The sequence below is a fragment of the Rhodopirellula europaea 6C genome, assembly GCF_000338295.1.
GTDB classification, from domain to species: Bacteria; Planctomycetota; Planctomycetia; order Pirellulales; family Pirellulaceae; genus Rhodopirellula; species Rhodopirellula europaea.
In genome coordinates, this window is the sequence record NZ_ANMO01000104.1 from 1 (window position 1) to 780 (window position 780).

Genomic DNA, 780 nt, shown 5'->3' on the forward strand with positions numbered 1-780 from the left:
CTCCGAGCTTTTGGCGTTGATTCTTGCAGCGAGCGCACAACGGCCCCCTCCCCATAGTCGTTTCTTGTGTTGGTGGGTGCTGTTACTGACGAAGTACTTCTCGCAGGTGAGCGTGATCCGGTGGAGGCTGGAAGCCTTGTCCGACACTCGGCTTTGGCAGCGTCACTTGCCAGCCTTCAAGACGTTCGGTCAGCATCGACCACAGTGGCTCGGCCGACTCCGCGATTCGAAGAACCAGTCGCCGCGAATGCTTCACCATCCGGCCGCCAACCTTCAGCACGGACCCGACGAACCGTCGCATGTCCCAACCACCACCGACCGCCTCTTCAAGCTCGTTGCGACAGATCGTGTTGAGATTGAAAGCCAACAACGCAAGTAGCATCGTCGCCTCATTCGCCTTGAATCCTTGCGAAGACAAGTGAACGCCGACCGATTCGTTGAACTCACCAAGCCGGTCCTCGAACGTGCCTCGCTTTCGATAGTGAGCGAGCAGCGTGTCAACATCGCGGGATTCCTCCTCCCAATTGGTCACCAAGAAGAACCAGCGCGGCATCAAGTTCAATTGACCCGTCGTAGGATCAGGCTGATCGACCACAACGAGGATCAATCGTTGGGCATGCTTCCACGAGTCGGCCTGATAGTTCCCAAGCTCAACGGTGTACTCGTACCCGTTCTGCGGTGGCCGCCCTGGTGGACGATGGATGTGCTCGGCGGCCAAGGCGTCGAGTTTCGTGTTGGACTTCAATCGCCCGACAAAACGCCTGTTTTTCGAATTCAGCT

1 protein-coding gene is annotated in these 780 nt (G+C 57.4%); it reads right to left on the bottom strand.

Going from position 1 to position 780, the window contains the following annotated elements; translation table 11 throughout:
• Positions 1-82: 82 nt before the first annotated feature.
• Positions 83-780, bottom strand: a 698-nt coding sequence (locus tag RE6C_RS10100) for a transposase (protein WP_144054723.1), incomplete at its 5' end; no start/stop codon positions are given.